A 25704-nucleotide genomic window follows, 5' to 3' on the forward strand; every position below is an offset into this window, starting at 1 on the left:
CAATGGTCCGCCATGAGACCGACTGATCTCCCGAAACCGGTACGGACGGGAGGACTCGCCCTGGCCGCCCTCGTCCTGGCGGGCGCGGGCGTGCTCTACGCGCTCGACGACGGCTCCGCCCCGGCGCCCCGGGTGGAACTCGCCGCCGCCCGGCGGGGGACGGTGACGGCCGAGGTGTCCGCGGCGGGCGAGACGGTGGACGGCCACACCCGCGAGCTGGCCTTCGGCGCGTCCGGCACGGTCACGAAGGTCCATGTCAAGGCCGGTGACAAGGTCGGCCGGGGCGACGTCCTCGCCAGGATCGACCCGGCGGCCGCCCGCGAGCACTACGCCGCGGCGAAGGCGCAGCTCGCGGCGGCCCAGGAGGCGCTGGACGACGCGGAGACCTCAGCGACCTCTGTGACCTCGGAGACCTCCGCGACCGCCGCGCCGCGGGCCACCCGACAGGCCGCGCAGCCCCGTCAGCCGCAACAGCGGGGTCGGGAGCAGGTCCCCGCGACCTCAGGCCCCACCGTCCCCGCTGTCCCCACCGCCCGCGCCACCTGCGTCCCCACGGTCCCGACGGCCCGTCCCACCTCCGCCCCCGGGCCCAGCGGCACCACCGACCGTACGGCCCGCCCGACAGGCGCGCCCGCCCCGACCGGCGCGCCGGCCGCGCCCACACCCGGGTCGCGGGAGCCGGTACGGCAGGTCACGGTGGCACCGGCCGGTGGGATCGCGCCGGCCGGGTACTTCCTCGCGCCCGCCCGGATCCCTTCGTTCGCCGGAATCCCTTCGTCCGTCCAGAGCCCTTCGTCCGTCCGGAGCCCGGAGCGGACGCCCACCCCCACGCCCACGGTCAGCCCGACGGCCGTCCCGTCGCCCACCGGCGACTCCACCGACCCGGAGCCCGCGCCGACGGTGACCGTCACGGTGACGGCGACCCCGACGGCGGCCCCCACGGTGACCGTGACCGCCACGGTCACCGCCACGGCCACGGTCACCGCCGCGCCGGGCGGGGACCGCCCGCCGGTCACCACCGGGCCCACGCGTCCCGGGACGGAGCCCACCGCCGGACCGAGCGGGCACCCCACCGCCGGGCCGGGCAGGCACCCCACCGCCGCCCCCACCTCGACCGGTCGGCGCGGATCGAGCCCCACCCCGACCGTCGGCCGCACCCCCGGGACGCGCACCACCCCGGCCTGCCAGGAACAGGGCTCCGGCCGCGACCGGACGGCCACCGACACCGGAGACGGCACCGGCACCCGAACCGGGACCGGAAACGACACCGGCACCCGAACTGGGACCGGAAACGGCACCGGGACCACCCGGTCGGCCACCGCCACCGGGGACGGCGCCGGCGGACGGCAGGCGCTCAGCGTCGAGCAGGCCCGGGCCGAGGTGAAGCGGGCGGAGGCCGACCTCACCGACGCCCGCGAGGAACTGGGCGGCGTGCGGATCGTCGCGCCCGCGGACGGGACCGTCCTGTCCGTGGCGGGCGCCGTCGGCGACAGCGCGGGCACCGGCGCGTTCGTCACCCTCGGCGATCTCGACGAGCTCCAGGTGGAGGCGCTGTTCACCGAGTCCGACATCGGCCGGCTGAAGCTCGGGCAGCGGGCCCGGGTCACCCTCGCCACCCGGGAGGGCGAGGAGCACACCGGCACGGTGACCCGCATCGCCCCCACGGCCACCACCAGCGGGCAGCTCGTGCGGTACGGGGTCACGGTGGCGTTCGACGAGCCCCCGGCCGGGCTCCTGGTCGGCCAGACCGCCACCGTCCGGGTGACGGTCGCCGAGGCCGAGCAGACGCTCTATCTCCCGGCCCAGGCCGTGCGGTCCCGGGCGGGCGGCGTCTCGGTGGTCACCGTCCAGGGCGGCGTCGAGCGCGTCGTCGAGACCGGGGTCCGCGGCGACCGGTACGTCGAGATCGTCTCGGGTCTGACGGAGAACGACCGGGTGGTGCTCCCCGGCGGCACGGCCACCGGTGGGTTCCCCGACAGCGGCTGGCCCGAAGGGATGTGAGCCCGTACGGTTCCGGGGCCCGGCCGGGTCCCGGGACCGTACGGCTCATCCCGGGAGATCCCGCCGCCCCGGAACGCGGCCCGTGACGACCCGGACCAGGGAAGGGTCAGTCGGCCTCGGGGGCGAGGGGGAGGGCGACCCGGAACGTCGCCCCCTCGCCCGGGGCGGACTCCACGGCGACCCGGCCCCCGTGGGCCTCGACCATGGCGGCCACGATCGCCAGGCCGAGCCCGCTGCCACCGCCCTCGGGAGTACGGCGGCCGCGGGCCGAGTCGACGCGGTAGAACCGCTCGAAGACGCGTTCGCACTGCTCGGCGTCGAGCCCCGGCCCCTTGTCGGCCACCTCGATGACGGCCGTGCCGTCCTCGGCGCGCACCCTCACCTCGATCGGGGTGCCTTCGGGCGTGTGGGTGAGCGCGTTCGTCATCAGGTTGCCCACGACCTGGCGGAGCCGTACCTCGTCGCCCGAGACGATGAGCGCGGCGCCGTCCACGGTGAGCGTGACGGAGCGGGCGGGGGCCAGGATACGGGCGTCGTGGACGGCGTCGGCCGCGATGGCGAGCAGGTCGACCGGGCGCGTCGCCATCGGGCGCTGCTGGTCCATCCGGGCGAGCATCAGCAGGTCGTCCACGAGCAGGCCCATCCGGACCGCCTCGGACTCCACCCGGCGCATCAGCGGCGCGACGTCGACGTCCGGGGCCTGCCGGTAGAACTCGGCGAAGCCCCGGATCGAGGTCAGCGGGGTGCGCAGCTCGTGTGAGGCGTCCGCGACGAACCGGCGCATGCGCTCCTCGGAGCTGCGGGCCGCCGCCTCCGACTCCGACCTCGCCCGGAAGGCGGTCTCGATCTGGGTGAGCATGCCGTTCAGCGACTGGCCGAGGCGCCCGACCTCGGTGCGCGGGTCGGCGTCGGCGACGCGGCGGCTCAGGTCTCCGGCGGCGATGGCCTGGGCGGTGGCCTCGATCTCCTCCAGCGGGCGCAGGCTCCGCCGGATGACCATCACGCCCGCCCCGGCGAGCACCAGCATCAGCCCGCCGCCGCCCAGCACCTCCACCAGGGCGAGCTGGCCGACGATCTGGCGGACCTCGGACATGTCCACGGCCACGACCAGGCTCCCGCCTTCCGGGAGGGGGGTCACCCGGACCCGCCACTCCCCGCTGGTGAACGACCCCGGCCGACGCCACGCCGGCACGTGCGGGCCGGGCTTGTCCTCCACCTCCGAGCCGCTGAACGGCAGGAGGACAGCGCCGTTCCGGTCGCGGATCTCCACCCTGGTGTCGGCCGAGAGCGGTTTGCCGGCCAGCATGGTGTTGCCCCGCTGGACGCGGCGCAGGGCGGTCGCGGTGGTCAGGGCGGTCTGGTTGTCCACCCGGTCGATCAGGTAGCCGTGCATGATCGAGACGCTGCCGATGCCGATGAGGGTGAGCGCGATGACCAGCAGGACCAGGATGATCACGATCAGTCTCACCCGCAGCGGGGTGCCCTTGAAGGTCATGACCCGCGGCGGGGCGGCCATGAGGGTCCTGGCCCGTGACGGGACGCCCCGGCGGATCATGCGCCGGGCGGGAGTCGCAGAACGTAGCCGACGCCGCGCAGGGTGTGGATGAGCCGGGGATCGGTGTTGTCGATCTTGCGGCGGAGCACGGAGACGTAGGACTCGACGATCCCGACGTCGCCCCGGAAGTCGTAGTCCCACACGTGGTCGAGGATCTGCGCCTTCGACAGCACCCGCCCGGCGTTGGCCATGAAGTAGCGCAGGAGCTTGAACTCCGTCGGCGACAGCGCCACCGCCCTGCCGTCGCGCCACACCTCGTGGCTCTCCTCGTCGAGCTCGACGTCGGCGAAGGTGAGCCGGGGCGGCCGGGCGAGCACGTCTCCGGACCCGGTACGGCGCAGCACGGCCCTGATCCGGGCCACGACCTCCTCCAGGCTGAACGGCTTGGTCACGTAGTCGTCGCCGCCCAGCGTCAGTCCCTTGATCTTGTCCTCCACGGCGTCGCGCGCGGTGAGGAAGAGCACGGGGGTGTCGGTGCCGCCGCCGCGCAGCCGCCGAACGACGTCGAAGCCGTCCATGTCCGGCAGCATCACGTCGAGGACGATGAGGTCCGGGCGGTGGCGCTGCACCGAGGCGACGGCGTCGGTCCCGTTGCCCGCGGTGTTCACGCCGAACCCGGCGAACCGCAGGCTCGCGGCCAGCAGTTCGAGGATGTTGGGCTCGTCCTCGACGATCAGGAGTCGAGCCTCGGGGGAGTCGGTCACGACGGTTATCTTCACTCCCCCAGATGAAAGCGCAGTTAAAAGGACGACACCGAGGTTAGCCCCACAATATGCCTGGCGATTGCCAGACTGGACGTCGCCGCAGGCGAAGGGGCGTTTCTCACCAGCGCCACCCGGCCCTGGACGTCGACGGAGAAGTCGTCCAGAAGGGCGCCGTCCCTGTCCACGGCCTGCGCCCGGACGCCGCCCTCGACCCTGACGAGGTCGTCGGTGGTGAGGGCGGGCACGTAGCGGCGGGCGGCGGACAGGAAGGCCCCCTTGGACAGCGAGCCGAGCACCTCCCGCACCCCGGTCCGCCAGTGCCGTACGGCCAGCCGCCGGGTGCCCCGCCAGGCGAGGATCCGGCGCAGGTCGCCCGGGTCGACGTCGCGCCAGGAGTAGCCCTCCAGCGCCAGAGCCATGACCGCGTTGGGGCCGACCAGGACCTCGCCGTCGATCCGGCGGGTCAGGTGGACGCCGAGGAACGGGTAGCGGGGGTCGGGGACGGGATAGATCAGCCCGCGGACCAGGTCCCTGGCCGTGCCGGCCAGCGCGTAGTACTCCCCGCGGAAGGGGACGATCCGCACGTCGCCGGGCGCCCCGGTCATCCGGGCGACGGCGTCGGTGCCGAGGCCGGCGCAGACGATCAGCCGGTCGAAGCGGTGCCTCCGCCCGCCGGCCAGCACGTCCACCCCGCCCGAGGTCTGCCGCAGGGCGCGGACCGGGTGTGACAGGAGCACCGAGCCGCCCAGTTCCTCGATGTCGCGGGCCAGGCGGCGGGCGACGGCGGGGAAGTCGGCGATCGCGGTGTGCGGGGAGTGCACGGCGGCCACCCCGACGGCGTTCGGCTCGACCTCGCGCAGCGCCAGGGCGTCCAGCTCGGCGATGTCCGGCACGCCGTTGGCGCGGGCACGCTCGGCGATGTCCCGCAGCCCCGGCCGCTCGGCGGCGGTGGAGGCGACGACGAGCTTGCCGACCTCGTCGTAGGGGATGCGGTGCTCGGCGCAGTACTCCCTGAGCATCGCCGCGCCCTCGCGGCACAGCCGCGCCTTGAGCGAACCGGGCCGGTAGTAGATCCCCGCGTGCACGACGCCGCTGTTGTGCCCGGTCTGGTGGGCCGCGACGTGGTCCTCCTTGTCGAGGACGGTCACCGTGGCGCCGTCCAGGGCCACCTGCCGGGCCACCGCCAGTCCGACGATTCCCGCGCCGACGATCCCCACGCTCCCGCGGGGGACGGCGCCGCCGGACGCACCGGCCTCCAGAAAGGGCATGCCCGCACGCTAACGGCAACACTTCCCCGCGGTGAAGCCCCTTCCGCTGATCGTCACCTTTTGCCCACATACCGCCTGAAAGACAGGGACCACGCGCGGGAGTCGCCCGCCGGAGCCGCGTGGAAGCCGCGCGCCGGGACCCGTGGGAGCCGTCCACCGGGGCCGCTCGGGAGCCACGCGGGAGCCGCCGGCCGGAGCCGCGTGGGAGCCGCGCGTCGTCAGCGCATCCTGCCCACGGCCGCCCGCAGCCGGCGCACGTCCCTCAACCGGGCCTCGTAGGTGGCGCCGAGCGCGACGAGCAGCAGCCCGCCCGCCGCCATCGGCGCCCACCGCGGCACGGCCACGACGACCAGCGCTACCCACGGGGCCAGCTCGTGCAGGACGACGACGGCCAGCGTGAGACCACCGAGCAGGGCCGGCGCCTGGAGCCGCAAGCGGGCCCCGGCCAGCAGCACGGCCATCGAGACCAGGCCGAGCAGCAGCGGCCGGACCCAGCCCTCGCCCTGGAACACCGCGAAAGCGCTGGGCAGCAGGCCGGTGGCCAGGCCCGTGCCGTAGGCGCTCCAGGAGGAGATCCTCGCCCCGCGCGCCCGCCACCGGCCGAAGGCCACCAGCACCAGCGCGAACGGGACCGTGTACGCCTCGATCACCGACACGTCCCAGGCGAGCAGCCGCAGCCAGAAGGCCACGAGCAGGAAGCCCGTCCCCACGTATCCGGCCTGCCGCCGGTCGGCGCGCAGCGCCGTACCGGCCATCAGCACGCCGACGACCGCGCAGGCCAGCGCCATCACCGGCAGGTCCGCGCCGGAGCCCGTGCTCCCGACGGCCTCCGGGAGCGAACCCGTGACGGCGAGGATCAGGCCGGCGGCGGCGAGGGCGTACCCCGCCGCCTCCACCCCGGCCGCGAACACCGACCGCCGCAGGCGGCCCGCGACGACCGCCGCCGCACAGGCCACGGTCAGCGCGCCGAACGCCGCGTACCGTACCGGCCACCCCGCCGCCAGACCGGCGGCCAGCGCCTCGCCGCCCAGGAGGAGCGTCGCCACGCCCGCCGCCCCGGCCCGTACGGCCGACTCCCGGCCGGCCGCCGCGACCGCCGCCCCGATCGCCGCCACCGCCGGAAGCGCGGCCAGCGTGGCGGATTCCGCCGCGAGCGCCCAGGAGACCGCCATCGACCCCGCCCACAGCGCGCCGGCCGCACCGGCCACTCCGGCAGCGCCGATCGCTCGGGGCGCTCCTGCCGCGGAAGCCGTCCCGTCGTCACGGCCACGCGCCGCCGCCCACGCCGCCGGAACGATTCCCGCGACCAGCAGCGCCACCTCCACCCCGTACGGCGGGGCGGCCGAGGCCGCCAGCGCCGCCGGCACCACCGGCCCGGCGGCCGACGCCGCCGCGAGCGCGCCGACCCGTCCGGCGGCCCGGCCGCGGAACGCCGCCAGGGCGACCACCGTGAGAACCGCCAGGACGACGAGGGACGGGTGCTGCCGGACGTGCTCCACCGGCGGCGCCCAAGGCCGGGCGAGCGGGTGGTAGAACCCGTGGATCCCGGCGGCGAGCACGGGAACCGCGACGAGCCCGGCCAGGAGACCGGCGGAGACCGCGGCGGCCGGGCGGATCCGCACGCCCCCGCGGACCGGCGTACCCGCTGCTCGGCGGATCCGCGCGTTCACCGGGCCCGGCAGGTACAGCGCGACCGCCGCGACGACCAGCGCCGCGGTGACCTGGGAGACGGCCCACCACTCCCCCGGGAGCAGTGTCCGGAGGGGCGCCGCCAGGCCGACGGCCGCCGCGAGCGCCGACGCGGCCGCGAGGACCGTGCGCGCCGGAGCCCCCAGCCGTACGGCGACGGCCACCCCGATCACGGCCAGCACGACCAGCAGCGTCCCACCGGTGAGACCGGCTGCCGTACCGCCCGGGAGCGCGGGAGAGGCCGGCACTCCGAAGGAGGTGTGGAGGAATCCGCAGAGGGCGGCCGCCGCCCAGGCGAGACCGAAGCAGGCGGACGCGGTCACCCGCGCCCATCGCCCGCCCGCGCCCAGCCCCGAACCACGCGTCCCCGGCGCCGGACCACCGGCTCCCGGCACCGGGTCACCGGTCTCGGGCCCCGGGCCGTGCACCTCTGACCTCGGATCACCCGCCTCCGGCCTCGGATCGCCCGCCCACGGCCTCGGGTCGTGTGCCTCCGGCCTCGGGTCGTGTGCCTCCGGCCTCGGGTCGTGTGCCTCCGGCCTCGGGCCGTGTGCCTCCGGCCTCGGGCCATGCGCCTTCGGCGCCGTCCCGGGGACGGAGGCCGGGCCTCGCGCCCCGCGGGCGAACAGACCCACGAGGACGGCGTCGATCGCGGCCGTGACCACGAGGGCCGCGGTGCTCCGGACGTCCACCCCGTGCACGAACAGCAGCGGGAGCGGGAGCTGGGCGAACCCGATCGCCACCGGCAGCGGCAGCCTCAGCGGCAGCAGCCGTGAGTACCCCGCCATGGCGAGCGCGACCACGGCGGACAGCAGGGCGGCGTAGTCGCGTCCGGCGAGGTCGGCGGCTCCCGCCAGGCCGACACGCCGGACCGCGTAGCCGTCCAGGAGAAGCAGGGCGACGCCGAGCATCGCGACGGTCTCCGCGGTGGTGACGAGTGACCGCCGCACCAGGAGCCGCGGCGCGGCGAGGGTCAGCGCGGTGAACCCGGCGAGGATCGCCGCCCGCCCGCCGATGCCGATGCGTCCCCAGTTCACCACGGTGAAGGCGACGGCCGCGACGACGAGGAGCAGGCCGCCGAGCGTGAGGAGGAGGTTCTGCACGGCCCGCGGCGAGAAGTCCCGGCGCGGGGCAGCGGGACCGCCGGGGCCATCCGAACCGCCGGGACCATCGGGACCGATGGGACCGCCGGGGAAACCCGCGGGCGCCGGCCCGGCGGCCGGGGCGTGTTCCGCCCTGAGCCGGGCGAGCAGTCCACCGCGCCGCTCCAGCAGCTCGGCCTCTTTGGCCCGAAGGTCGGCCAGCGCCCGGTCCACGTGCCACAGCTGGGTCGCCACCGGCCCGCGCAACGGCAGCGCGCAGCGGGGACAGCGGTCGTACGTCGCGTCGATGGGCGCGTCGCATTCCGGGCAGCCCGTTCCCAGCGGGCGCCGCGCACCGGGGGGCGGGGTTAGATCAGGCATGGTGCCGACGATGGCAGGCGCCGATTGCCGTTCGGTTGCGGAAAGCACTCATCCCGGCCCGCCGCCGGATCCGAGGCCCCCGCCCAGCCGCCGAGTCCGGGATCCCTGCCCGGCTATCGGGTCCGAGGCCCCCGCCCAGCCGCCGAGTCCGGGATCCCTGCCCGGCTATCGGGTCCGAGGCCCCCGCTCAGCCACCGAGTCCAAGGCCCCTGCCTGACCGTCGGGGCCGAGGCCCCCGCCCGGCTACCTGGCGCGGCGGGCGATGAAGGTGATGACGCCGGTGGCTCCCGCCGCGACGGCCAGCCACAACGCCACCGCCCGGTTCGGCACCCCCGCGTCGGCGTCGGCCGCCCGCGCGTCACCCCGGGCGTCCGGCCCGGCGTCGGCAGCCGTCGTGGCCCGGCCGTCCGCGCTCCCCGTCGGGGTCGGCGCGGCCTTTCGGTCCCCCGTGGCCTTCGCCCGCGTCGCGTCTATCTCGCGGAGCACCCGCTCGGGCAGCGGGACGCGGTACACAGGGCTGCCGACCCCCTCGCTCCCGGTCAGCAGCGCCCTGCCGTCGGGCGTGTAGGCGATGGACTCGGCCTGCTCCAGCGGCGGCATCGACACCCGGGAGATCTCCTTGCCCGGCGCACGGTAGACGGTGGCGGAGAAGTAGGTGCGGATGACGAAACTCGACCCGTCGGGGGCGTAGGCGGCGTCGGTGGCCATGATCGGCGCGGAGCCGACCCTGCGGAAAACGTTGATCCGGTCGGTGCGCAGCCGCTTCGGCGCCGCGTAGACCCCGCCGGCGAACTGCTTGGTCACGACGTAGAGCCGTCCGGTGCGGGGGTGGACCATGACGCTCTCGGCGTTGTGCTTGCCGTCCTCGTAGCGGAACCGGTAGCGCACGGCGGGCAGGGTGGCGTCACGCATCGTGGTGGGCTCGTCCACCCGGTAGACGGAGACGTCCGGCCACGCCCCGTCGAAGTTGTCACCGATGTCGGCGAACCAGAGCACCCCCCGGCCGGTCGCCGGGTCCTTGGACGCCGCCATCCCCTCCCAGTCGCGGGCCGACGCCCCCCGGAGGGTGAACGTCGCGCGGGTGCGGCCGTTGGGCCCGACGGCGTAGAAGACCGGCCCGGCCGCGCTGTCGTTGTGGGTGTAGTAGACGTCCGGGTGCGTCGGCGAGACCGCCAGCCCGCTCGACTCGGTGATCCGCCGGTCCTTGAAGGTGAACAGCGGCCTCCCCTCGTCGTCGTCCCACGCCGCCGCCCGCGTCCCCGTCCCCGTCCCCGCCCACGCCTGCGCCTGCGGTCCGGTGAGCGCCACCGCGCCGGCCAGCACGACCGCCCCGGCCGACGCGAGCGTACGGACCACGATCTCCCCCGCCTTACTCCCCATCCCGCCATAATGCCCTGCGATCGGCCCGCGGAAGCGGCCTGCCTGATCAGCCCCGCGCCTGCGCTGCCCGCCCCGGCCGGTCATCGCTTGTCCATCCCCAAACGATCTTAGAGGTATACCTCTTAGAGTTATAGTTCTAAGAGGTATACCTCTAAGGAGCGCGACAGTGATCAGGAAGCCCGAGTACGTCTTCGCCCGGGACACCGAATGGGCCGCGCTGAGCCGTTTCGTGGAGAGTGAGGCGCTGAGCACCCGGCTGGGCGTGGTGAGCGGGCGGCGCAGGCAGGGCAAGACCTTCCTGCTCAATGCCCTCGTCGAAGCCGTCGGCGGTTTCTACTTCGCGGCCAGCGAGGATACCGAGACGGAAGGGCTCCGGCGGTTCGGCGAAGCCCTGGCCTTCCACGCGGGCGGCGGAGGACGGTACCAGTTCGACAACTGGGACCAGGCCATCGACCGCCTGTATGCGACGGTCCCCGACGGCATCGTCGTCATCGACGAGTTCCCCTACCTCACCAAGGCCAGTCCCGTTCTGCCCTCGCTGTTCCAGCGGGCCCTCGATCCAGGTGGCATCGCACGCCGGTCGAGGACCAAGACCCTGCTCTGCGGATCCGCGATGTCGGTGATGGGCGGCCTTCTCGCGGGTGACGCAGCGCTCCGGGGACGGGCCAGTCTCGAACTCGTCGTCAGTCCCATGGACTACCTCACCGCCGCACGCTTCTGGGGATGCGACTCCGACCACGAGCTGGCGGTGCTCCTCCACTCCGTCGTCGGCGGGACGCCCGCGTACCGGCACGAGTTCATCCACTCCGACGCGCCGTCGTCGCTCGCGGAGTTCGACGACTGGGTGGTCAGGACCGTGCTCAATCCCGTGGTCCCCCTCTTCCGGGAGGCCCGTTATCTCCTCGCGGAGGAGACCGAGATCCGCGATCCGGCCCTCTACCACGCCGTTCTGGGGGCCATCGCCACCGGGCACAACACGCGCGGCGGCATCGCGGGATACCTCGGACGCCCCTCGACCCACATCGGCCATCCCCTGACGGTGCTGGAGGACAGCCGCCTGATCCATCGGGAACAGGACACCTTCAGGCCGGGGAAGTTCACCTACCGGATCACCGAGCCGCTGATCACCTTCTACGAGAGCGTGATGCGCCGCACTTGGAGCTTCCTTGAGCGCGGGCTGGCCGGGCAGGCGTGGGAGGTGTCCAGGAGCGGTTTCCTCTCCCAGGTCGTCGGCCCGCACTTCGAGGAGCTGTGCCGGGAGTTCACCATCGCCAACAGCCTGGACCTGTTCGGCGAACTGCCGGGACAGGTGTCCCCGGGGGTCGTCCCGGACCCCTCCGACAGGAGATCGATCCAGGTCGACGTCGCCGCGGTCGCCCCGGGCGAGGCGGGTGCCCGCCCACGCGTCATCGCCCTGGGCGAGGCGAAATGGGGGAAGGTCATGGGGCTGCGCCATCTCGAACGGCTGCGCAGAGCCGGAGAGCTACTGGCCGTCAAGGGATACGACACCGAGGGCACGTCGCTGCTCTGCTACAGCGGAGCCGGGTTCGACGCCGAGCTGCGCGCGGCGGCCGCCCGCGACGGCCGGATCGTCCTCGTCGACCTCCCCCGCCTGTACGGCCGGGCAGCCGGGTGAGGCGGGGGATCCGCCATCCCCGCCCGGACGGCCGGGTGGTGCGGCATATCAGTCCGGCGGGAACCCGTTCTCCAACGCTCCCGCCGGACTCCACTCCCCCAAACCCGTGAAGAGTCCCGTCCACTTGTTCGCCCGCCGCCCCCGCCGCCCCCGCCGGCTTCGGCGGCTTCGGCGGCTTCGGCGGCTTCGGCGGCGAATGATCGATGAGAGGGCCGCGCGCGGGGGCCGGCCCCCGCCTGGTCCCCGCGCGCGGATCGGTGAGCGCCTCAGTCCCGGTGGGCGGGCGGTTCCGGTCTTTCGTCGGTCCAGCCGATCGCCTGGTACGAGGTGGATGAGGGGATCTCCACCGGCCGCCCGTCGGCACCCTTGGCCACGTTCGTCCGCATTTCGGCGAGCGGCAGGCCGGTGCCGGGATCGACCACGAAACGGATCTCGGTGAACAGGCCCGGCTCGGCCTCCTCCCGATAGACGAGCGCCTGCCCGCGCCGGCCCAGCGGATCCGTGATCTCCCCCTCGGCCCGGATGCCGGGCAGGGACGCGAGGATCCGGTAGGCGGACGCGCGAGCCTCGGGGGACACCGGCAAGCTGGTGATCATCCGTATGCAGACCGCCCGAAGGAGCTGCGGCATCTCCTTCTCCACGTCCATCCCGGAGTCAGGGTGCGCCACCTGCCGCCGGACGTACTGTTCCAGGTACGTCCGGAGCTTCCCGGGGTCGCCCGGGATCGCGCGCGCCTCCTGCCAGGTGATCAAATCCCATACCAGGTCACCGGCCGTGCCCCTCCAGCGGCCGCGAAGCCGCTCGGCGATCCGCTCGCCCGCCGCCGCCTCCAACGACTCCCCGGGCGGCGGGGCGGCGAACTGTTCCTTCTTCATGTCCTCGGGGTACCGCCAGCTGGTGGGCGCCCCCGCGGCCCGCCATGCCTCCTCGTCCCGCGGGGTCGCGGGCTTGGCGCCGAGATACTGCCGGACACGCCAGCTCTGCAGACCCGGCCGCTCCGTCAGCCATTCCTCCCGGGACTGCTTGATCTCGATCACATAGCTGCGAGTGGGGTCGGTCAGCGTCGACTGGTCGACCATCGCGATGCGCCAGTAGTCGCCGCTCGCAGGGGCCTTCTCCACGGCGACGGCGGCGGCGAGCAGGACCTGCCGGGCGGTCAGTTCGGTCGTGGCGGGAACCGACGTACCGGTGCGAGGTGCGATGGACGTCCCGCTGCCGGACAGCCCCATGGGGACGAGAACCGCCACCGCGGCCGCCGCGGCGAGGCTCAGCCCGATGCCGACCCGCCGGCCCCGCCGTCCGTGCCGCCTCCGCCGTACGGGTTCCAGGCCGCTGACCGTGGCGGTCGCGGCCGCCTCGGCGAGCAGCCGGGCGCGACCCTCCGCGACCGTGCGGGGTGAGGGTTCGTGGGATCCCAGCAGGTGGCGTACAGCGGTCACGTGGTGCGGCTCGACCGGCTGACGGAAGTCCTGGTCGTCGTGCGGCTCATCCATCGGATCCTCCCGATTCAGCAGTGATGTCGTTCAGCGCCGCGCGCAGCTTTCTGCGGACCCGGTTGAGCCGGGAGCCCACGGTGCCCAGAGGGATGTCGAGGGCTTGAGCGATCTCCTCGTAGCTGAGATCGCCGTACGCGACAAGGAGCAGCACGTCCCGCTCGCCATCGGGCAGCCGGCTGAGCTCCGCGGCGAGTCGGCGCTGCGTGGCCGCCGCGGTCACCTGCGCCGCCACGCGGTCGGCGTGCTCGCTTTCGGCGGGACTGTCCACCGGCACCCTGGCCAGCGCTTCCAGCCTCCGGGTCTCGCTTCGGCGATGGTCGGCGAGGAGGTTGGTGGCGATTCCGTACAACCATCGGCGTACCGCGCCACGCTCGGGGTCGAAGCCGTCTCGCTTGCGGAACGCGACCAGGAAGGTCTCGGAGGCCAGATCGTCGGCGGCCTGCGGTCCGATCCGCGCGGCGACGTAGCGGTAGATATCGCCGAAGTGGCGGTCGTACAGCGTGGCGAAGGACTCGGGCCGATGCCGCGACTGCTCGATGAGCGTGGCGTCGTCAAGTCTCCCCGGCGAATCGGGGGGAGCGGTCATCCGCATGGTGTCCCTTCTTCCAGATACACCATTAGTCCGTCGCAGAGCCCGTCCGACTTCACGGCCTGCGCCGGTGGGTGCGCGAGACGGTCATCGATGACGCCTGTCGGCGCCGGAGTTCCGCGCGACGGACTCGCCTGGAGCGCGCTCCAGGTATTTAGGGTGAAGGTCATGGATTACACACAGCTTGGCCGTACCGGCCTGAAGGTCAGCCGCCTCTGCCTCGGCACCATGAACTTCGGCCCTGTGACCTCGGAGGAAGACTCCTTCGCGATCATGGACCGCGCCCACGAGCTGGGGATCAACTTCTTCGACACCGCCAACGTCTACGGGTGGAAGAAGGGCGAGGGCATCACCGAGAACATCCTCGGGCGATGGTTCGCCAAGGGCGGCGGCCGCCGCGAGAAGACCGTCATCGCCACGAAGCTCTACGGCGACATGGGCGACTGGCCCAACGAGGGCCGCCTGTCGGCGCTCAACATCCGCCGGGCCGCCGAGGCGTCGCTGAAGCGGATGCAGACCGACTACATCGACCTCTACCAGGCCCACCACATCGACCGGAACACCCCGTTCGAGGAGTTCTGGGAGGCCATGGACATCCTCAAGCAGCAGGGCAAGATCCTGTACGTGGGGTCGTCCAACTTCGCCGGCTGGCACATCGCCAAGGCGCAGGAGACCGCCCGGCGCCGGGGCGGCCTCGGCCTGGTCTCCGAGCAGTCGCACTACAACCTCATCGTCCGCGCCGCCGAACTGGAGGTCATCCCGGCCTGTGAGGACTACGGCCTGGGCCTGATCCCGTGGAGCCCGCTGGCGGGCGGCCTGCTCGGCGGCATCCTCCGGAAGATCGACAAGGGTCGCTCGGCCGCCGAGCACATCGTCCAGGAGCTGGAGAAGCACCGCGACAAGATCGAGCGGTACGAGGCGTTCTGCGACGAGCTCGGCGAGGACCCGGCCAACGTCGGCCTGGCCTGGCTGCTGCACCAGCGTGCCGTCACCGCGCCGATCATCGGCCCGCGCACGACCGAGCAGCTCGACGGGACCGTCAAGGCCCTGGAGATCACGCTGGATGACAAGGCGCTGACCCGCCTGGACGAGATCTTCCCCGGGTTCAGGACGTCGCCCGAGGAGTACGCCTGGTAGCGGACGACCGGCGGACACGGCCCGCGGATCCCCGTCCCGGCGGGGGCCGCGGGCCGTACGGCGGGGGCGCGCGGAGACCGCGCGGCCGAGCCGTACGGCGGGAGTCCAGGAAAGCCGCGGGGAGCCCTGGGAGCGGACGGCGAGGGCCCGGAAACAGGCCCGGGGAGCCTAGGAGACGAGGGCGCCGATCACCACGAGCAGCACGAGCAGTGCGAGCACCGTGGGCAGCAGCCAGCGACGGGGACGATCCACGCTTTGGAGCTTAGCCCCGCTCACCGGGTGCGGGCGCCGCGAGGGGGTACTCCTCGATCGTCTCGTAGCGGACCGTCGCCCCCAGGTGGCTGCGCACCAGATGCACGGCGTCCGCCTCCCAGGAGGACCCGGTGAACGCGGCGAAGGCGTCCACCAGGTCCTGGACGTCGACGCCGGAGCGGGTCCTGGCCAGCGACAGGTGCGGCCGTAGCCGCCGCCGGTCGGCCTGCTCGGCCCCGGCCCGGAACGCCCCCGCCCCGAGCGAGTCCGCCAGGCGGACGAGCCGGGGTTCGGGGCCGCGCAGCCCGGCCCAGAAGACCCGCGCCCGGCGGGCGGAGGGGAAGGCGCCCCCGCCCGCGAACGACAGCGTCATCCGCTCGTAGCGCGACGCGGCGCGCGCCAGCCGGATGTGCAGGCCGGGCAGGACCGTCTCCGGGACCTCGCCCAGGAACGACAGCGTCACGTGCCAGCTCTCCATGTTCAGCCAGCGCAGCTCGGGCCAGGCCGCCCGGTGGGGTTCCAGGGCGCGGGCGAGCTCGTCACGCACCTGCCGCGGCGGCAGTAGCCCGACGAACAGCCGCATGCGTCCTCCTGCCGATCACCCTGGTCAGCATTATCGCCGCGCCGACCCCGAGCATCGTGAGCACCCCTCCGATGACGACGCCCGTGCGGGGGCCGCCGACCTCCGCGACCCAGCCGAGCAGCGGCGCGCCGATCGGGGCGCCGCCGGTGAAGACCAGCACGTAGATGCCCATCACCCGGCCGCGCATCTCCGGCGAGGCGGCGAGCTGGACGCTGGTGTTGGCGGCGGTGTTGACCGTGATCAGCGCGATCCCGGCGGGGATGAGGAAGAGCAGGTAGAGCGGGTACCACATGGCCAGGCCGCTGACGATCTGGGCCACGCCGAAGGACAGCGCGCCGCCGATCAGCAGCTTGCGGCTGGGCCGTACCCGCCGGGCCGCGAGCAGCGCGCCGCCCAGCGCGCCCACCGCGAACATGCTGGAGGCCAGACCGAAGGAGGACGCGCCCGCGCCGAAGACCTGCCGGGCCATCAGCGCGATCGACATCGAGAACGACTGGGTGAACAGCGACACGAAGGCGACCAGCAGTATCGGCAGCAGCAGCTCGGAGCGCGCCAGCACGTACCGCAGGCCCTCGCGGAGCTGGCCCTTGGCCCTGGGCACCGGGTCGGGGGCGGTCAGCTCCGAGGCCCGCATCATCCCCAGGCCGGCGAGGACCGCGCCGAACGACAGCGCGTTGACCAGGAACATCGGGCCGGTGCCGCCGAGCGCGGAGATCAGCACGCCCGCGATGGCCGGGCCGACCACGCGGGCCAGGTTGAAGCTGGAGGCGTTCAGCGCGACGGCGTTGGACAGGTCCTTGCGGCCCACCATCTCCACGACGAACGACTGCCGGGTCGGCACCTCGACGCAGGAGATGAGGCCCAGGACGAAGGCCATCACGTAGACGTGCCAGACCTGCGCGCTGCCGGTCACCACGAGCACGCCCATGGTCAGCGCCAGCAGGCCCATGAGCGACTGGGCGGCCATCAGCAGCGGCCGCTTGGGGTAGCGGTCGGCGAGCATGCCGCCCCACAGCCCGAACAGCAGCAGCGGCAGGAACTGCAGCGCGGTGGTCAGGCCCAGGGCGAAGGCGCTGCCGTGCGCCAGGTCCAGCACCAGCAGGTCCTGCGCGGTGCGCTGCATCCATCCGCCGACGTTGGAGATCACGCCGCCGATGGCGAACAGCCGGTAGTTGTAGATGCGCAGCGACCGGAACGTCCCGCCCGTCGACTTGGGGACGGGCTGAACGGTCCTGGTCTCGACGGCCTGCAGCTCACCCGCGGCCGCCGCCCGCGCGGTCCGGCGGCGGCGCGCGGCCGCCCGCCACCCGGGCACCGCGCGCGTCACCCGCCGCGTGACCCGTCGTACCGGCCCCTCCTCCGGTACGGCACGCGCCTCGGCGTCCTGCGGGGTCGCCGAGGCCCTGGGTTCCTCAGGTTCGGCTAGATCCGGCTGAGCTTCTCCAGAATCGGAGCCGCCTGCCGCAGCACCGCCCTCTCCTCGGGTGTCAGCTCCTTCAACTGCCGCGTCAGCCACGCCTCCTTGCGGCGGCGCTCCTCCTTCAGCAGCGCCGATCCCGCCTCGGTCACGCTCAGCGTCACCTGGCGCCGGTCGGTCGGGTGCGGTGTGCGCGACACCAGCCCTCGCTCGCCCAGTACGGAGGTCACGCGGGTCATCGAGGGCGGTTGCACCTTCTCGAGCTCGGCCAATTCGCCGGGGGTTATCCCGGAATGCCGTTCCACGGCGGCGAGCGTCGCGAGCTGGGTGGGGGTCAACGAGTGTCCGGCGGCCTGCCTGCGCAGGCGTCTGTTCAGGCGCGCCAGCGACACGCGCAGCGCCGAGGCCAGACCGGCGTCGCTGCGCAGGTTCGCGCGCTGATCCTTGCTTGGGTTCATTATCATGCGTCATTACCTTTGCTAACTATATACGACGCTACGGAATTCCCGGCGGGGCAAGGGTTTCTCGCGCGCGTCACCGGCCCCGGGCAGCGGCGCCCGCCGCATGTTCGCAGAGTACGGCGAGCGCCCTCCGCCCCTCCGCCGGACCCCGCGAAGGGTCCTTCCACGCGGCCGCCACCCGGTCCGCCGGGCGGCCCGCCACACGGCGTGGAGGCCGCCGGCCGCCGTGGTGATGCGCCCCTGGCCGGCCTGCCCTCCCTCTTCGGGGGGACGGCCCCTCTTCTCGTGCCCGGACGACCCGGGCCCGCGTGGCCTTACGGGTCCGCACGAAACGGGAAAGGCCGTCGTGGCGGCCCGCACCGCCACGACGGCCTTTCCCGCGCGTCTCTCAGCCGACGCCGAGGAGGGACTTGATCGGGCCGAGGGCGAAGTAGAGGACGAACAGCGCCGCGACCACCCACATCAGGGTGTGGATCTCGCGGACCTTGCCCTTCGCCAGCTTGATCAGCACGAAGCTGACGAAGCCCGCGCCGATGCCGTTGGCGATGGAGTAGCTGAACGGCATGAGCACGATGGTGAGGAACGCCGGGATGGCGATCTCGTAGTCGGTGAAGTCGATCTCGCGGATGGCCGTCATCATCAGGAAGCCCACGACGACCAGCGCCGGGGCGGCGGCTTCGTGCGGGACGACCGCGACCAGCGGCGAGACGAAGATCGCCAGCAGGAAGAGCACGCCGGTGACGACGCTGGCCAGGCCGGTGCGCGCACCCTCCCCGACGCCCGCCGCCGACTCGACGTAGGTGGTGTTGGACGAGACCGAGCCCGCGCCGCCGACCGCCGCGCCGATCGAGTCGACCAGGAGGATCTCCCGGGTCCGGGGCAGCGTGCCGTCCTCCTCGATCAGACCGGCCTGCCCGCCGACGCCGACGATCGTGCCCATGGTGTCGAAGAAGTCGGTGATCAGCAGGGTGAAGACGAGCAGCAGCGCCACGATGACCGAGACGGAGCCGAACGCGCCGAACGGGTCGAACTCCTTGAACAGCACCAGCGGGTTCTCGAACCCGAAGATCTTCTCCGGCATCGCGGGCACGACGAGCCGCCAGCCGCCGGGGTTCGGGTGGTCGGCCGTGCCCGAACCGCCGACCTTGGCGACGGCCTCCACGACGATCGCCAGGACGGTGGTCGCGACGATGCCGAGGAGGATGGCGCCCTTCACCTTGCGGGCCACGAGCATGACGAGCACCAGCAGGCCGGCCACGAACACGAAGATCGGCCAGCTCGTCAGGTTGCCGCCGATGCCCAGCTCCAGCGGAACGGCCGGCGCCTTGCGGACGAAACCGGCGTCCACGAAGCCGATCAGCGCGATGAACAGGCCGATGCCGACGCTGATCGCGGTCTTCAGCTGGGGCGGGATGGCGTTGAACACCGCCGTCCGGAACCCGGTCAGCACCAGGAGGGCGATGATCACGCCTTCGAGGAAGACCAGGCCCATGGCCGCCTCCCACGACATCTGCGAGGCGATGCCGTAGGTGACGAAGGCGTTCAGGCCGAGCCCGGCGGCCATCGCGAACGGGACCTTCCCGACGACGCCCATCAGGATGCACAGCACTCCGGCGACGAAGGCGGTCCCGGCGGCCACCAGGCCGGTGGGCGCGGAGGTCGCGTCGGCGATGAACTGGCCGTCCGCGTCCTTGGCGGTGGCGATGATCAAGGGGTTGAGCACCACGATGTAGGCCATCGTGAAGAAGGTCGCCAGGCCGCCCCGGACCTCCCGGCCGACCGACGATCCGCGCTCGGAAATGCTAAAGAAACGGTCAAGACCGCTCAATTGGGTGGGTTTACTGTCAGTCACGGACGCAGGGTGACAGTGCGTGTCCGCCGCCGGAAGGGCCAGGCCGCGATGGTGATGTTTTCGCGACCGATTCGCGATCTCACAGGGCCAGGTTGCGGGCGGTGAGCCCCCGTCGCCTACGCTGGCTCACGTGAAGCAGTCTCGCCCCTCGGATCTCCAGCCGCTGAAGACCAACGACACGGCCACGATCCTCACGGGCATCGGCCTGTGGGCGGCCGCCCTCGTCGCGCTTCTGATCGTCGGCCCCGACGCCGGGCACCGCTGGTGGATCTGGACCTGCGTCTCTGGCATCTGCGGCGGCGTCTTCGGCCTGTGGTTCGTCCGGCGGCGCGACCGGCACGCCCCGGCCTCGGCCCCGGCTCCCGGTGAGGAGCCGGTCGAGCCCGCCACCGCGATCCCCCCGATCTCCCCCACCCCGCCGTCCGCCTGACCGGGGTCGCCGCGCGCCGGAGTGTCACGTTGCGGCTTCGGCCGCGGCACCGCTCGGAAGGAGGGCCAGGAGCTGCCGCGTGTGGCCGGGCAGCTCCGCCTCCGCGAGGCCCTTGATGAGGTCCCTCAGCGGCATGGGCTGATCGACCAGGACGGTGTCCTTGGACAGGAGCCGGGTGGGCACCGGTGTGTCGAGTTCGGCGTCGCTCAGCATCGGTCCCCCGAGTGCGCAGAGGGCGTCCGCTTGGAGACGGATGCGGTCTCGAAGCCCCGCGTTGCCGCCGGCGAGCGCGATGAGGCGCTCGATGGTCCAGGTGTCGAGCGCCATGCGGTTGTCGTAGGTCGTGTTCGTTCCCGAAGCGACGGCTGAGACGGCTGCGATGGTGGCCGCATTGACGATGGCGACATGCGCCAGGATCTGGTCGGCGTTCCACTCACCGGCCGGCGGGAGAGGGCTGGGCTCGCCGGAGCCGGCCACGGTGGCAGCGGCGTCCAGCAGCGCGCGGTAGGCGTCTCGCAGGGGGATGGTGTCCATCGAAGTCCTCTTTCCGCGGTCGCGGGCGGGGGCGAACGGGAAGGGTCGTGTCCGATGCCGTCTCAGGCATGGGCTTCGTGCATCTCCCATGGCGCCTGTGGGAGGACCTCGCCGGTTTCAAGCAGCGACTTGAGGTTCGCCAGCACGGCCGGCCATCCGCGTGAGATGCCGTCGAGCATCTCCTGGTTGGGAAGATTCTCGTGGGTCACGGTGAGGCGGACGATGTCCCGGTGTGGTTCGACGAGAAAGGTGACGACCGACGGCTCTCTCGGCGATTCGGCGTCGGGGGCGTCGTCGAAGGTGATGACCAGGCGCGTCGGGGGGTCGGCTTTGATCACTTGGCCGGCGACGTCGACGACGCCTGATCCGTCGACGCGCCGGTGCTCCCAGGCCGAGCCCGGCTGCCAGTCCGACACGTTGGCGTGCCCCCAGTAACGCGCCGTCAGGTCCGCGTCCGTCAGGGCCCGCCACACCTGCTCCGCGCTCGCGCGGATGTAGGTGACATAGACGTAGGTCGGCACGGACGCGGGTCCATTGGTCATGGCGTACTCCTCTGCCTGGTTCTTGATGGCACTGACCGCCCGTAGGCGGGGCTTGTCGAACCCCGAGATCCAGCGCTCCTCGATCTCGTGGATCGGTATCGGGTTGAGGTAGTGAAGCCGCGCCCGTCCGCGTCGTACGACGGTCACGAGGTTGGCCCGCTCAAGGATGTCGAGGTGCTGGGTCGCCGACTGGCGCGCCATGTCCAGGCGTTCGCACAGCTCGCTCAGCGTCTGGCCGTTGTGCTCGCGCAGACGGTCGAGCAGAAGTCGCCGGGTGGGGTCGGCCAGCGCTTTGAAGACCGAGTCCATCGCTTCGAGGCTCACGCCTCCGTTATGCAGGCATTTGCCTGCATAACGTCAAGTGATGGATCTCCGCTCGCCTGACTTCATGACCATCGGGCGCGACCAGGCACTACGCGCCCACCCGGCATGACGCACAACGCGCCGCCCGGAACGATTCCGGACGGCGCGTCGCTACGGGGCGAACGTTGCTCGATGCGGGCTAGTTCGTCGAGGCGGTCCAGCTGTCCAGGTCGGCCTCGGCCAGCAGCAGCGGCACGGCCGCCGGGTCGCGCAGCAGCGCCGCCACGGCCAGCCGGTCGCCCCACTGGCCCGACGCCCAGGCCAGCCCCCGCGCCAGGCCCTCCACGCCCGAGGCGTGCACCTGGCCCTCGAAGAACCGCCAGGCCGCGGGGACGCCGTCCACCAGCAGCTTCTCGTGCTCCACGTACGTGGCGGGCGCGGTGGGCAGCAGCGATCGCACGGCGGGCGGCACCTCGCGGGCCGCGCCCGAGGAGGTCACCTCACCGGCCGCCTCCTCCCCGGCCAGCGGCAGGTCGAGCAGCTCCGACAGCGCCTCGGCGAGGTCGAACGGCGCCAGCACCAGCGGCCGGCCCGCCACCAGCGGCAGCAGGTCCGGGGCCTCCACCACGACCGGCTCGGGCACCTCGGCCCCGGCGCCCCCGACGCGGTCGGGTCCCGCCAGCAGCCGTCCGTTCTCGGCGTCCACGACGACGATCTCGCCGTCGAGGATCGCCCGCACCGCCCGCGGGGGCGCGACGCGGGCGGGCTCGACGCCGGCGAGCGCCACCCACAGCGACCGCAGCTGCGCCCGGTCCACCTCGGCCGAGGGGTCGCCCAGCAGGTCCAGCAGCTCGTCGGGGCCGCCGTGCGAGGCGAGCAGGTCGGTCAGGGTGGTCCGCACGCCGATCATGGCGAGCGCGGCCTCGTCCACCACCGGGGGCGCGTCGCCGTACAGGCCGAACAGCAGCGGGTCGGCGGCGGGCAGCCGCAGCTGCGTGGGACGCCGGCCGTCCAGCACCGGGTGGGTGGACAGCCACCACGCGGTGTAGGACGGCACCTCCACCACCTCGCCGGCCGCAAGGACCCGCAGCGGGTGCAGGACCGAGCGAAGCGGCGGGCGCGACAGCAGGGCCAGGGCCGACGGCCAGTCGGCGACGTACTCCAGGTCGCGGACGGCGGAGAACTCCCTGGCGACCGGCGGCACGTCGATGTCGGGCAGCAGGTCGAGCACCGCCTCCAGCCACTCCTCCTCGCGGTCGAGGTCGTGGTCGAACTCGTCCGGGTCGAGCATGACGTCGGCGTCGTTGACCACGGCGAAGCCGTCGAGCACGCCGGCCGCGGCCAGCACCCGCGGGCCGTACCGCTCCACCAGGTCGGGCGCGGCCGTGCCGAAGTGGGTCTCGGCGTCGAGCAGCCCGGCCAGCGCTCCGTCGGCCAGGAGCAGCTCACCCGCCGGGTACAGCTCGCCGTCGGCGCCGCGCAGCGCCAGCTCCGACAGCCACGGGGCGTCACCCGGGACCAGCCCGGCGGCGTCCACCAGCGCGAGCACCGCCTGCGCCACCGGCTCGGGGTCGGGGCCGTCCAGCGACTCCGCGACGGCGGAGCGGGTCAGCGGGTCCTCCAGGACCGTTCTGGGCGTCGCCTCGGCGGCGCCCAGGCGCAGCAGCAGCGGATGGGCGGCCTCCGGGTGGACCACGCGCAGGCCCAGCGGGCCGAGCACGGCCGGGTCCAGCGCCGAGCCGTCGCTCAGCAGCAGCGTGCCGCGCGGCCCCCGGACCAGGCGGCCGTCCGCCAGCGGCACCGGCAGCGCACCGAGCGCCTCGGGGTCGTCGGCGGGCAGCACCTCGTACAGCGACCGCCACCATTCGGGACCGAGATCGGCGACGGCGTCCCCGGAGAGCATGTCCACCACGTCGGACAGCTGCACCCGCCGGACGCCGAGCGCGGCGATCGCGGGGTGCCGGGACGGCCACCCGGCCGGCAACAGCCCGGGGACCATACCGGCGATCTTCTCCAGCAGCTCGCCCGGCGCCGCCACCACCGACGCCTGCCGCCCCGTGACGACGATGTCCTCACCCGGCGCGCCCGCGCCCGCGCCCTCGGCGGCGGCGTCGGCGGCGGCGTCGGCGGCGGCGTCGGCGGCGGCGGCGGCGGCGGGTGGCGACAGCGCCGGGAGCAGCGGCAGGTCGGGCAGCCTGCGCAGGATGGCGCGGCGGATCCGCGCGTCGAGCTCACCCCTGCCCATCAGGCCGGGGACGAGGTCGAGGAGGGCGGGCGTGCGGGGCAGCCCGGCCAGCAGGTCGAGGTAGGCGTCGGCGGCGCGCTCCACCAGGAAGTCGGTCAGCGGCCCCATGGCCACGTGCCGCCGGTCGGTCGCCATCGGGAAGGAGGCGATGAGCAGGGCGGGCAGGTCGAGCGGCTCGTCGCTCGGCGTCGGCGCGTGCACCACCGGCCGGACCAGCTCGGGCAGCGGCCGGGGCTCCCCCGCCTCCCCGGCGACCGGTACGGCCCAGCGGACCAGCCAGTGCGGCCGGCTCCGCTCCTCGGTCGGCCGGTCGGCGAACAGCTCGGCCACCTCCTCGGGGGTGAACCGCCCGGACGCCGAGACCACCCGCCAGCCGTCCGGCAGGATCGTGCGCATCTCGCCGTCGAGGTCGATCTCGATCGACTCCAGCGCGGGCAGCCCGAGCAGCAGCGCCGGACCTGCCTCCCGCAGCATCCGCCGTACGGCGTCCTCGGACGCGGCGTCGCGCAGCGGCAGCCGGACGAGCGTGTCGAAGCCCGGCGGCACCTCCACCGGGCCGGCCGGGAACGGCAGGCGCAGCAGCGGCACGTGCCCGCCGCGCTCGGCCAGTTCCGCGGCGAGCACCGGCTCGGCGGCCACCAGCGCGGCGGTCTGGGAACGGGACCAGCGGACCACCCCCGACCCGAGCGAGCCGATCACCGGCTCGTCGGTGACCGAGACCACGGCGGCGAAACCGACGCCGAAGCGGCCCGCGGCGTCCTCCTCGCCGCGCTTGGCGGAGGCGCGCAGCGTCGACAGGCTCTCGATCCCGGCGGCGTCCACCGGCGCGCCGGTGTTGGCGGCCGACAGCACGCCCTCGCGCAGCGACAGGCGCAGCCGCCCCGGCACCCCGGCGCGGACCGCGGCGTCGGCGGCGTTCTGGGCGAGCTCGACGATCAGCCGGTCGCGGTAGCCGCCGAGCGCGAAGTCCTCCTCGGCGTTGGCGTCCTCGCGGAACCGCGCGGGCGAGGCGGTCCAGGCCGCGAGCACCGCGGAGCGCATCCGGTCGGTGCCGAAGGTGTCGGGGCCGAAAATGTCAGTCACAGCGATGAGTCCAAGGGTCGAAGGGATCCAGTGGTCACGTCGCGCACCGGGCCGCCGGGCCGTGAACGGCCCGCCCGCGCCGGACGGCCCCGCGGGGACCGGGACGCGGCCCCGCGGGAGGGGGCCGGGTCAGGAGTGGCCCAGCGGCTCGGCCGCGGCGTCGTCCACCGAACCGCCGCGGTCCGCCCCCGGCAACTCCTCGGCGAGGTGCTCGGTGATGTCGTAGGCGAGTTCGTCGAGGATCGGCGCGGTCGGCTCGACCTGGGGCGGCGTCACGGCCGCCTCCGAGTGCGCGCCGCAGCCGTGGTCGGCGGCGACCACGCGGCCGTCGTCCGGGGCGAACTCGTTGGTGCAGACGCCGAACGTCGCGCCCAGCGCGCCGGCGAGCGGCCAGTAGAAACCGCAGGTGGAGCACTGGGCGGGCGCGGCGTGCGCGATCGGGGTGTGCGGCCCCGCCTCACCCGCGTGCCAGCGTCGCACGGCACGGTCGCGGCCGACCGGGGACAGCACCCGGGCCCTGCCGAGGCCGTACTCGAAGAACATCTCGCGGTCGGTCTCCTCACCGGTGTCGGTGAAGCCGGGCGCGAGGCGGACGTCGTCGGCCGCGGTGGGCAGCAGGTCGCCCACGCCGAGGTCGCCGGGGCGCAGACGCTCGCTCCACGGCACCCACTGCGGCGGCAGCAGCGCGCCCTCGCCGGGCACGAGCACGACCTCGCTGACCGTGACGTTGCGCGCCCGCGAGGCGCGGGCGACGGTCACCGCCCATCGCCAGCCGGTGTAGGCGCGGTCGAGGCAGGCGAAGTAATGGGTGACGACCCGCTCGCCCTCGCTCTGCGCTCCGAGGTGCCCGCCCACCTCGTCGGGCCGGACGTTCTCCTCCACGGCGGAACGGGCCAGGTCCACGGCGTCGGCGCAGGCGGGGTCGAGAACCGGGGTGCGGGTCCGGACGCGGCTCACGAGCCCGCTCCCGTCGGCCCCGCAACCGGACGGTCGCTGTGCTTGCTCGCTCGCTCGTTGCGCTGACTCACAGTTCATTCTCACCCATGTCCGGAGCGGACGGCACCGTACCTCCCCTGGGGCGGGA

The 25704-nt window shown here is 73.7% G+C and carries 19 protein-coding genes; 4 read left to right on the forward strand and 15 right to left on the reverse strand.

Annotation, left to right across the window (positions count from 1 at the left end):
- Positions 1–12 precede the first annotated feature (12 nt).
- Positions 13–2001 (forward strand): efflux RND transporter periplasmic adaptor subunit, encoded by a 1989-nt coding sequence (locus HDA43_RS26365; protein ID WP_179826122.1) that lies wholly within the window; start codon positions 13–15, stop codon positions 1999–2001.
- 106 nt (positions 2002–2107) lie between these two features.
- On the opposite strand, the gene HDA43_RS26370 is transcribed toward HDA43_RS26365, so the two are convergent.
- From HDA43_RS26370 to HDA43_RS26390, 5 genes are all read right to left on the reverse strand, one after another.
- The gene (locus HDA43_RS26370) at positions 2108–3517 is read right to left on the reverse strand and encodes a sensor histidine kinase (RefSeq protein WP_246424515.1); all 1410 of its coding nucleotides are present in this window, start codon (positions 3515–3517) and stop codon (positions 2108–2110) included.
- Between the two features lie 35 nt (positions 3518–3552).
- The gene (locus tag HDA43_RS26375) at positions 3553–4260 is read right to left on the reverse strand and encodes a response regulator transcription factor (RefSeq protein WP_179826124.1); all 708 of its coding nucleotides are present in this window, start codon (positions 4258–4260) and stop codon (positions 3553–3555) included.
- 35 nt (positions 4261–4295) lie between these two features.
- Positions 4296–5528, reverse strand: coding sequence for an L-2-hydroxyglutarate dehydrogenase (gene lhgD / locus HDA43_RS26380; protein WP_179826126.1), 1233 nt, complete (start codon positions 5526–5528; stop codon positions 4296–4298).
- A gap of 218 nt (positions 5529–5746) precedes the next feature.
- Positions 5747–8680 (reverse strand): SCO7613 C-terminal domain-containing membrane protein, encoded by a 2934-nt coding sequence (locus HDA43_RS26385; protein WP_179826128.1) that lies wholly within the window; start codon positions 8678–8680, stop codon positions 5747–5749.
- 243 nt (positions 8681–8923) lie between these two features.
- Complete coding sequence (locus HDA43_RS26390; RefSeq protein ID WP_218912423.1) at positions 8924–10060, reverse strand: YjiK family protein; 1137 nt, start codon at positions 10058–10060, stop codon at positions 8924–8926.
- Between the two features lie 166 nt (positions 10061–10226).
- Between HDA43_RS26390 and HDA43_RS26395 the strand changes: the two genes are divergently transcribed.
- Positions 10227–11696 carry an AAA family ATPase gene (locus HDA43_RS26395; protein ID WP_312873543.1) on the forward strand — a complete coding sequence of 490 codons (1470 nt, stop codon included), beginning with the start codon at positions 10227–10229 and terminating at the stop codon, positions 11694–11696.
- A 266-nt stretch (positions 11697–11962) separates the two neighbouring features.
- Here HDA43_RS26395 and HDA43_RS26400 read toward each other — a convergent pair whose 3' ends face one another.
- Together HDA43_RS26400 and HDA43_RS26405 are read right to left on the reverse strand one after the other, a co-directional pair.
- On the reverse strand, positions 11963–13189 hold the full coding sequence (locus HDA43_RS26400) for a CU044_5270 family protein (protein ID WP_179826130.1): 1227 nt from the start codon (positions 13187–13189) through the stop codon (positions 11963–11965).
- Entirely contained in the window at positions 13182–13784 is a 603-nt protein-coding gene (locus HDA43_RS26405) for an RNA polymerase sigma factor (RefSeq protein ID WP_312873544.1), read from the reverse strand. The genes HDA43_RS26400 and HDA43_RS26405 overlap by 8 nt, the downstream gene beginning before the upstream one ends.
- Before the next feature lie 165 nt (positions 13785–13949).
- Here HDA43_RS26405 and HDA43_RS26410 point away from each other — a divergent pair, with 165 nt between their 5' ends.
- Positions 13950–14918 carry an aldo/keto reductase gene (locus HDA43_RS26410; protein WP_179826132.1) on the forward strand — a complete coding sequence of 323 codons (969 nt, stop codon included), beginning with the start codon at positions 13950–13952 and terminating at the stop codon, positions 14916–14918.
- 262 nt (positions 14919–15180) lie between these two features.
- Here HDA43_RS26410 and thpR read toward each other — a convergent pair whose 3' ends face one another.
- The 4 genes from thpR to HDA43_RS26430 form a co-directional block, all read right to left on the reverse strand.
- A complete protein-coding gene (gene thpR, locus HDA43_RS26415; RefSeq protein ID WP_179826134.1) occupies positions 15181–15753 on the reverse strand; it encodes an RNA 2',3'-cyclic phosphodiesterase in 573 nt (190 codons plus the stop codon).
- Entirely contained in the window at positions 15710–17005 is a 1296-nt protein-coding gene (locus tag HDA43_RS26420; protein WP_179826534.1) for an MFS transporter, read from the reverse strand. The genes thpR and HDA43_RS26420 overlap by 44 nt, the downstream gene beginning before the upstream one ends.
- A 170-nt stretch (positions 17006–17175) precedes the next feature.
- Positions 17176–17628: a MarR family winged helix-turn-helix transcriptional regulator gene (locus tag HDA43_RS26425; RefSeq protein ID WP_179826536.1), complete on the reverse strand. Its 453-nt coding sequence runs from the start codon at positions 17626–17628 to the stop codon at positions 17176–17178.
- Between the two features lie 391 nt (positions 17629–18019).
- Entirely contained in the window at positions 18020–19459 is a 1440-nt protein-coding gene (locus HDA43_RS26430) for an NCS2 family permease (RefSeq protein ID WP_246424516.1), read from the reverse strand.
- A 154-nt stretch (positions 19460–19613) separates the two neighbouring features.
- Between HDA43_RS26430 and HDA43_RS26435 the strand changes: the two genes are divergently transcribed.
- Positions 19614–19913: a DUF2530 domain-containing protein gene (locus tag HDA43_RS26435; RefSeq protein ID WP_179826138.1), complete on the forward strand. Its 300-nt coding sequence runs from the start codon at positions 19614–19616 to the stop codon at positions 19911–19913.
- A gap of 24 nt (positions 19914–19937) precedes the next feature.
- On the opposite strand, the gene HDA43_RS26440 is transcribed toward HDA43_RS26435, so the two are convergent.
- The 4 genes from HDA43_RS26440 to HDA43_RS26455 all read right to left on the reverse strand — a co-directional run bounded on the left by HDA43_RS26440 (position 19938) and on the right by HDA43_RS26455 (position 25577).
- On the reverse strand, positions 19938–20447 hold the full coding sequence (locus HDA43_RS26440; RefSeq protein WP_179826140.1) for a hypothetical protein: 510 nt from the start codon (positions 20445–20447) through the stop codon (positions 19938–19940).
- A gap of 62 nt (positions 20448–20509) precedes the next feature.
- Positions 20510–21313 (reverse strand): ArsR/SmtB family transcription factor, encoded by an 804-nt coding sequence (locus HDA43_RS26445; RefSeq protein WP_312873546.1) that lies wholly within the window; start codon positions 21311–21313, stop codon positions 20510–20512.
- Positions 21314–21491: 178 nt separating this feature from the next.
- Positions 21492–24578: a sacsin N-terminal ATP-binding-like domain-containing protein gene (locus HDA43_RS26450; protein WP_179826541.1), complete on the reverse strand. Its 3087-nt coding sequence runs from the start codon at positions 24576–24578 to the stop codon at positions 21492–21494.
- Between the two features lie 171 nt (positions 24579–24749).
- Positions 24750–25577 carry a DUF3027 domain-containing protein gene (locus HDA43_RS26455; protein ID WP_179826142.1) on the reverse strand — a complete coding sequence of 276 codons (828 nt, stop codon included), beginning with the start codon at positions 25575–25577 and terminating at the stop codon, positions 24750–24752.
- Positions 25578–25704: the final 127 nt, after the last annotated feature.

The sequence above is a fragment of the Streptosporangium sandarakinum genome (assembly GCF_013409935.1).
GTDB lineage: Bacteria > Actinomycetota > Actinomycetes > Streptosporangiales > Streptosporangiaceae > Streptosporangium > Streptosporangium nondiastaticum.